Raw genomic sequence first — 6,939 nt, 5'->3', positions numbered from 1 at the left:
TTTCCTGCAGCAGATTTAAGGTGTCGTAAAGTGATTCCGTTGGAATTGCCGCAGCGGCATCGTTTTGAAAACCGATCAGGGTGCCATCGTAGTCGAGAAAGAATAACCTTCTGGTTGCACGGTTATATTGATCGAGTATGGCTAGCTTGGTCTGCTCATTGATCCTTCTGGCCATTTCATTCTGCTGGAATAACTTGATTTCACGAAGTCTGCTGAAGAATAAGCGTACCCAGTGTCTGACATTAAATTTCTTGACAATTTCAATGCTGTCATTGAGTCGCATACGCTGTTCAGAAACGGGCATCTGTAAAGCTTTATAAATAGCTTCGGTAACCTGATCTGTTGCATTGGGATTAATATGGATGGCCTGTGTCAATTCTTTTGCAGCACCGGCCAATTCGCTTAAGATCAGCACTCCATCGGTATTTTCCTTACTGGCGATATATTCTTTACACACCAGGTTCATACCGTCTCGTAGCGAAGTGATCAAACAGATATCAGCAGAAACATACAGCGCAGATAACTCTTCCATTGGAAACGAATTGTAGAAATAGGCGATTGGGGTCCATTCATTGTTACCAAAAACAGCATTGATATGGCCTACAGTTCGGTCTATTTCGTCCAGTAATTGTTTGTACTGCGCAACATGATCCCGTGAAGGAACTACGATCATATAAAGAACTACCTGTCCTTTTAACTCTGGATATTTAACCAATAAATTTTCGTAGGCGAGCAAGCGTTCAATGATGCCTTTGCTGTAATCAAGGCGATCGATGCTGAGTATTATTTTCTGATCTTTATAATAATCTTTTATTGCTTGCGCCCGTGTCTGAATGGGCTCGCTATTGGCGAGCTGCGAGAATTTATCAAAATCGATACCCATCGGGTAGACCTCGGTAAAAATACTTCTTCCATCTGTATGCAGGCAATTGTTCTGAACATTTAGGCCAAGAATATGTGCACAGGAATTCAAAAAGTGCTGGGTATCATTGAAGGTATGGAATCCGATTAGATCGGCACCAAGCAGTCCGTTTAGGAGCTCATTGCGCCAAGGGATGCTTCTAAATACCTCATCATTTGGAAAGGGGATATGTTGGAAAAAACCGATTGCAATAGTAGGATACGATTTTCTGACTAATTGCGGCAGGAGCATTAATTGATAATCATGAATCCAGACTTCATCTTTTTCCTGCACATTTTGCTGATCCACAACCTGTGAAAACTTGGCGTTTACCTGCTGGTACATTTCCCAGTCCGGCGTGCGGTATACAGCATAAGATGGTCTATAATGAAAAACGGGCCATAAGACTTCATTCGAAAATCCTTCGTAGTATCCTTTTAATTCCTCTTCGGTCAAAAAGACTGGAATAAGATTGTGTTCGGCCAATCCTTGGGTAATGATCTCTTCTTCTTGTGTATTTAAGGGAATAATTCCGGGCCAACCAATCCATATGTTTTCATCGCTCTTGTAAACGGAACCTAAACCTGTTGCCAGTCCACCTTCACTTGGGATAAACTGAAGTTCATTGTCTTTACGTTCAATACGTATGGGTAATCTATTGGAAACGATAATTGTTCTTTTCTTATACATGGTTTTCTCAGATTTTGGACGATCTTGTAATGTGTAGGTCGTCGGTTTTTAACGCGCTAATTATTATTTAAGTTTTGTGCTACAATGGGGTGTTTATTATTTGGATAAAGCCTGGACTACTGCACATTTTTGTTCCATGCTGCAGGTTCAATGCCCATATCTTTTTGTAGACTGGCCTTGGACAGGGAGGCAAGTCATCTGTTTTTAGTGTTTTGAATAGTGTTGATGTGTTCATAAATATATGATAATATATGATGTTCTATAGTATTTTGCGATCTCGTGCGCCTGGAGAGGCTTTATACGGATTGCTTTAAATCACAGCTGTATACAAGCGAATTTCCAGCCAAAAAAGCGTTTAAAAGTTTAATAAAAGCCATCTTTAATATAGCGGGTATTTATACCTGTTGTATAGTCATTTTATCTATAGGGATGTGACTGATAGTGTATTAGCAATATAGTCTTGCTCCTAAAGGACCTTAGGCAGTGAAACGTCTTTGGAAATGTCAGTATTATTTGCGTGCTGGTTGCCAAAATCGGGTATTTATACCCCCTGAAATAGTGCGGATCTCTGCTATTAAAATAAATATTATCCTATCTGGAAATGTCTATAATGAACTATTGGGGTGTCCAAGTTGTTTGTAAATAAAGTTTTCACTTCATCACCACTTACAATTAACATATATGATGGAATATATTGATACGACAACATTAGACAAAGTTGGTCAGTTTTTAAAAGATAACCAGCTCAAGGTCTTTATAGGAGAAAGTATGACGGGTGGTTTTCTCGGCAGTGTGCTGAGTATGCAGACGGACTCTGGATCTTATTTCCTAGGAGGAGTAACGAGCTATGCGACAAGTGTCAAAAAATCTTTGTTGCAGGTGGATGATCATAGCATTTCTTACTTACTCCAGAGTCATCGGAAGTCACGTTTGAAATGCTGGAGGGGCTTAAAAAATTAGTGGAGGCCGATGTTTATGTGGCGATAACCGGGATGGCTTTTCCGGATTCATCCACTGAACATCAAGCTGAGGTGGGCGATATCTTTATAGCCATATGCTTTAGTGGTATCCATATGCGAAAAACACTGCACTGTGTAGACTGCGATGCTGCCCAGATTTATATCACCGCAGTCAACCATATTATCCATGAACTGTACCGGTTCACCCTTGATCTGGATGATTAGCAATTTTTTTACAGATCATCTAAAAGCATACTGGGTGGGAATTCTTCAACAATAGGGAAGTAGAGGTAAACGGTCGTTCCTTTTTCTTCTTCAGAATCTATTTTGATGGTTCCCCCTAATCTTTCCATAATACGCTTCACTAAGGAAAGACCAACACCTGTTCCTTCGATGTGATCCACATTTTTTCCCCTTTTAAAAATCTCAAATATGCTGTGCAGGTTTTCTTTGGGAATACCGATACCCTGATCTTTTATCTTATAACAGACCTGCTCATCTTCAAAATAGCTGTCAATGTGAAGCTTTACGCCGGCGGTGCCAGGACTGTACTTGATCGCATTGCCGATGATATTACTGAAGATCTGATACAAAGCACTTTTCTCACCCCATACCGGAAGCAATTTACCGTAATCAACCGTTGCTAAAGCGGGATTGTGCAGGATAATACTTTCTTTATAGATCTGATCCAATGTGTATGCCATCGGAATCGGATCTTTCGTGAAGGTTCCGGTTTTACGTTGGGAAAGTAACACGACATTGTTGATGATACTTTCAATACTTTCCGTGCTGGCGATCAGATTGCTGTACCATTTTTGCAGTGCTGCGGGATTGAGAGACTGTTTACTGTTCTGTAAAAATTGGATCCCCATTTTGAGAATGGATAATGGATTTTTTAAATCGTGGGAAAGTGTAAAGGTTAACATCTCCAATTCATTGTTGAGTGCTAACAGCTGTTCACTCCATTGTTGTTTGTCTTTTAATTTTCCAACAATGGATTCCTTTAAAATTTGATTTAGGCGTAGTACAAAACTGATTTCGACATCGTTCCAAGGGGTAGCGATATCGTAATTAACACTTTCAGTGAGGTCTATCTGTTTAATCCCATCGTTGCCATCTGTTTCCGGAGTGACATGCATCTCCATTACATTGCTCACGGTTTCTTTTCGGAACCAAATCAGGACCTGATCACTCAAAGCCCTATCTTAAGATACATAAGCCCTGCAAAAGGTAATTGTCCTTTAATCTTTTCCCCATGGCTTTCTCTAAAATTGTTATCCTTAAATAAGGCTTTTTCGGAGTGGGTCTGAATAAAGGTTATGATCTCATATAGCTGTCCTTTATTCGGACAGATCCCGTGAAAATAAACATCACCCTGATTAAATATGGCCAGACCGTCTGCATTGACCATGTCCATGATGGTACCCATATGTTGCACAAGGCACAATTGGCCGTCTTGTATTTTAACAAATCAATTTTCAGATTGACTTCCACGTCTTTTAGAAGTTTGCCTCGCTCCAACAGATCCTGATTGATGTAGTTTTCATATTTACTGGTGGCATTTTGGATCATAAAAGTACAGAGCTTTCGCTGCTGCAGATCGATATTCTTTTCTTTGTGATGATGCCCAATTAAAAGCCCCCAAAACTGTCCACCTACATGTATAGAAAAAAACAGGGCACTTGTAACTTCCTTTTCCGATAGGAAGAGCCGGTGCAGTTCAGGAACTGGAGCCAACTGACTCTCCAGTAGATTGATCTTTGGATCAATGGAATAGAACTGTTGCTGGTTATCCCGTAGATTGGGACTATAGCGGTATGAACACATGCTGTAATAGGGGAAAACCTCTTTCGGCATAAAGCTTTTCGAGAATTCCATATTCCTGTAATATGCTTTCCCGTCTAACGTATCTTCTGCAATGACCTGGCTATAGCCCGTTTCCTGCACCTGAACGACAAATACATGGTCATAATGAAGGATCCGGTTAATAGCGTGGCAGACCAGATCCCAGTTGTTGGGTTTTATGGTGTCTAAAAGGAAACTAAACTCATTTATTTTTTTGCCGAAGTATATTTTTTATACTGCTCCTCCCATTCGATAAACAAATGATCATCGTGTAAACTTAATTTGAGATAGATTCTTTTATTGGGTAATTTGAGGGGCAAGATCTGTCTCGGATATTTTTTATCCCGTATATTTTCCAATACCTGACATATTTTTACAAAATGTTTTCCAAATAAATCAGCAAAATAGAGATCAAATTTAGATCCTAAAATGAGATTATGTTCTGTTTGATTGACCGTATGAAGAACATTTTCGCTTACTCCTGTGATATGAAAATCAAAATCAAGGACAATGAGACTACCAAATTGTTGAATAAAGTTAATGGGTAAAGGCACGTTGTTTTCCATTTTATTAATTGCGTTGGAGCATGCTAAATTTAATAAAAAAATGAATTACTTCCATCAGTGGAGGCAGTATTGAATTATTAATTCTTAAAAAAAATTAAATGTTTCCTAAATATAAGGATTAAAATAGGAAAAACTCTTTTTTTTATTTTAATCAATTTTTTATTTGATTTTTTTGTTTGAACATTCATACACATTTTTAATTGAAAATGAATTCTTTATGTTACATAAATCTTAGAATCAGTTTTCAGCGTATATATACGTATTGTAATTAAGTATTAATTTTTGTAGTAACGGTGCGATCTTTGCTTAAAGCTATCTGCATCTTTAAGTGTTATGCAAATAACCTTATTTCATGACATCAGAGTATGAACAAACGGGAGGAATTTTATAAAATAGTAATCAAGGAATATGAGAAGCGGAATTTGAAGTATGGACAGGTTCTGAGGGAAAATATTGCCCAGGATCTATATGCAATACGCTTGAATTTGCAACGCTATGCGATGGAGCATGGTAACTCGGTTGAGTTGGATAATACCAAAAATATGGTCACCGACACGATCAGTAAAGTACAGCATTTATCAAACATTTTGTTAAATGGTGTTTTACGTGACTTTGGATTGAAAAGAGCCTTGGAAGATCATTTTCTGGTTAGCAATCCAAATAACGATATTGCTGTGGATAAGCAAGTGAACGACTTGGATTTTAGCTGTCAGTTGCTCATCTTTCATATGGTCAGGTATGTTGTCTCGGCAATTGTAACAGATGAACTACCATTTTTAGGGATTCATCTATATGCCGATGATCATGATTTATATCTTGAAGTATATGGACTTAACAATAATTATATAGATAAACTTAAACAAAGCAATAGTAAAAAAATTAAAAAACTGCAAAACCGCGTTAATCTGCTTGAAGGATCACTAACATTTGCAAGTGACAATCAAGAGAATAAGATAGTAGTTATTGTAAAACTAAATTAAATATGGTTAAAATTGTTATAGCTGAAGATCATCTAGTTGTCCTCAATGGAGTGAAACTATTATTGGAATCGCAATCTGATCTGGAAGTTATTGATCAGGGAACGAATGGTAATGAGGTATTGGAAATCATGAGCAAAGGGAATATTCCAGATGTTCTGATAACCGATATTAATATGGCAGATATGGATGGGCTGGAACTCATATTGAAAGTGAAATCGCAGTACCCGTCTGTAAAAATAATTGTTCTCTCCATGTTGAATAGTTTACAGCATGTACTGCAAGCTTTTAAGAATGGTGCGAATGGCTATCTCGTCAAAAATGTAGGATACGAGGAAATGCTATATGCCATTAGACATGTTGCCAATGGTGGACAGTTTATCTGTGAAGAGATTGGAGGTATCATGCTCGATACTTTACAGAAGTCACCAACTGCTTTCTTAAACATTGAACAAATCATGGAGAAGATGGGGCTTTCGGAAAGAGAGATGGAAGTACTGGAGCTCATTGGTGAGGGATTTACGAATATGCAGATCGCTGATAAACTATTTTTAAGCAAACGTACTGTAGAAGGGCATAGACAAAATTTACTGGAAAAAACCGGTGTGAAAAATACCGCTGCGCTGATTAAATATGCGATTAGAACAGGTTTAATGCAATAATGGAACAAAGAAGTTTAACAATAATAATAAATGAAAGGGAGCACAGGTATTAATACCTGTGCTTCTTTGTTTTAATGCGTATATCGTGATATTGAGCAAACAATCACCCTGATACAGTCGTTATTTATGTATACATCAATTTATAACACTATGAAAAACTTCAAATTAGCGGCATTATCGGGAATTATAGTTTTAGGTATAATGGGTTCATGTCAGAATGACTCAAAAAGTAACAACAGTGAAGGTAATAGTAGTACAATTGCTCCCTCTGCAGGTGATGAAACACGCTACAATTTAAGCGAACAACAGGAAATGACCATGCAGGGTGATACGATAAAA

Annotated in this window: 10 protein-coding genes; 5 read left to right on the top strand and 5 right to left on the bottom strand. The window is 37.9% G+C overall.

Translation table 11 applies throughout. From position 1 onward, the window contains the following. The coding region (locus tag L950_RS23490) for a bifunctional alpha,alpha-trehalose-phosphate synthase (UDP-forming)/trehalose-phosphatase (protein WP_021190113.1) at nt 1–1,591 on the bottom strand (1,591 nt) is incomplete at its 3' end. A 681-nt stretch (nt 1,592–2,272) separates the two neighbouring features. Between L950_RS23490 and L950_RS35970 the strand changes: the two genes are divergently transcribed. Together L950_RS35970 and L950_RS35965 are read left to right on the top strand one after the other, a co-directional pair. Then, nucleotides 2,273–2,551 carry a CinA family protein gene (locus tag L950_RS35970; RefSeq protein ID WP_031288349.1) on the top strand — a complete coding sequence of 93 codons (279 nt, stop codon included), beginning with the start codon at nt 2,273–2,275 and terminating at the stop codon, nt 2,549–2,551. Further along, entirely contained in the window at nt 2,527–2,775 is a 249-nt protein-coding gene (locus L950_RS35965; protein ID WP_084825539.1) for a CinA family protein, read from the top strand. The genes L950_RS35970 and L950_RS35965 overlap by 25 nt, the downstream gene beginning before the upstream one ends. Before the next feature lie 8 nt (nt 2,776–2,783). On the opposite strand, the gene L950_RS23475 is transcribed toward L950_RS35965, so the two are convergent. The 4 genes from L950_RS23475 to L950_RS23465 form a co-directional block, all read right to left on the bottom strand. After that, the gene (locus L950_RS23475) at nt 2,784–3,707 is read right to left on the bottom strand and encodes a sensor histidine kinase (RefSeq protein ID WP_156169836.1); all 924 of its coding nucleotides are present in this window, start codon (nt 3,705–3,707) and stop codon (nt 2,784–2,786) included. Nucleotides 3,708–3,742: 35 nt separating this feature from the next. Then, nucleotides 3,743–3,961, bottom strand: coding sequence for a hypothetical protein (locus tag L950_RS37610; RefSeq protein WP_410528157.1), 219 nt, complete (start codon nt 3,959–3,961; stop codon nt 3,743–3,745). Next, entirely contained in the window at nt 3,868–4,497 is a 630-nt protein-coding gene (locus L950_RS31115) for a hypothetical protein (protein ID WP_197086665.1), read from the bottom strand. Before L950_RS31115 ends, L950_RS37610 begins: the two co-directional genes overlap by 94 nt. 104 nt (nt 4,498–4,601) lie before the next feature. Then, nucleotides 4,602–4,961: a hypothetical protein gene (locus L950_RS23465; protein WP_021190109.1), complete on the bottom strand. Its 360-nt coding sequence runs from the start codon at nt 4,959–4,961 to the stop codon at nt 4,602–4,604. Between the two features lie 365 nt (nt 4,962–5,326). Here L950_RS23465 and L950_RS23460 point away from each other — a divergent pair, with 365 nt between their 5' ends. The 3 genes from L950_RS23460 to L950_RS23450 all read left to right on the top strand — a co-directional run. Further along, a complete protein-coding gene (locus L950_RS23460) occupies nt 5,327–5,941 on the top strand; it encodes a hypothetical protein (RefSeq protein WP_021190108.1) in 615 nt (204 codons plus the stop codon). A gap of 2 nt (nt 5,942–5,943) precedes the next feature. Continuing rightward, the gene (locus tag L950_RS23455; protein ID WP_021190107.1) at nt 5,944–6,600 is read left to right on the top strand and encodes a response regulator; all 657 of its coding nucleotides are present in this window, start codon (nt 5,944–5,946) and stop codon (nt 6,598–6,600) included. Nucleotides 6,601–6,750: 150 nt separating this feature from the next. After that, nucleotides 6,751–6,939, top strand: a 189-nt coding sequence (locus L950_RS23450) for a hypothetical protein (protein WP_037526208.1), incomplete at its 3' end; no start/stop codon positions are given.

This window comes from Sphingobacterium sp. IITKGP-BTPF85 (assembly GCF_001006065.1).
GTDB classification, from domain to species: domain Bacteria; phylum Bacteroidota; class Bacteroidia; order Sphingobacteriales; family Sphingobacteriaceae; genus Sphingobacterium; species Sphingobacterium anhuiense.
This window is presented reverse-complemented; position numbering and strand designations above follow the sequence as displayed.

Coding starts and splice junctions, on each gene's coding strand:
- L950_RS35970 (WP_031288349.1), top strand. CDS start 2,273: ATGATGGAATATATTGATACGACAACATTAGACAAAGTTGGTCAGTTT.
- L950_RS35965 (WP_084825539.1), top strand. CDS start 2,527: ATGCTGGAGGGGCTTAAAAAATTAGTGGAGGCCGATGTTTATGTGGCG.
- L950_RS37610 (WP_410528157.1), bottom strand. CDS start 3,961: ATGGTCAATGCAGACGGTCTGGCCATATTTAATCAGGGTGATGTTTAT.
- L950_RS23465 (WP_021190109.1), bottom strand. CDS start 4,961: ATGGAAAACAACGTGCCTTTACCCATTAACTTTATTCAACAATTTGGT.
- L950_RS23460 (WP_021190108.1), top strand. CDS start 5,327: ATGAACAAACGGGAGGAATTTTATAAAATAGTAATCAAGGAATATGAG.
- L950_RS23455 (WP_021190107.1), top strand. CDS start 5,944: ATGGTTAAAATTGTTATAGCTGAAGATCATCTAGTTGTCCTCAATGGA.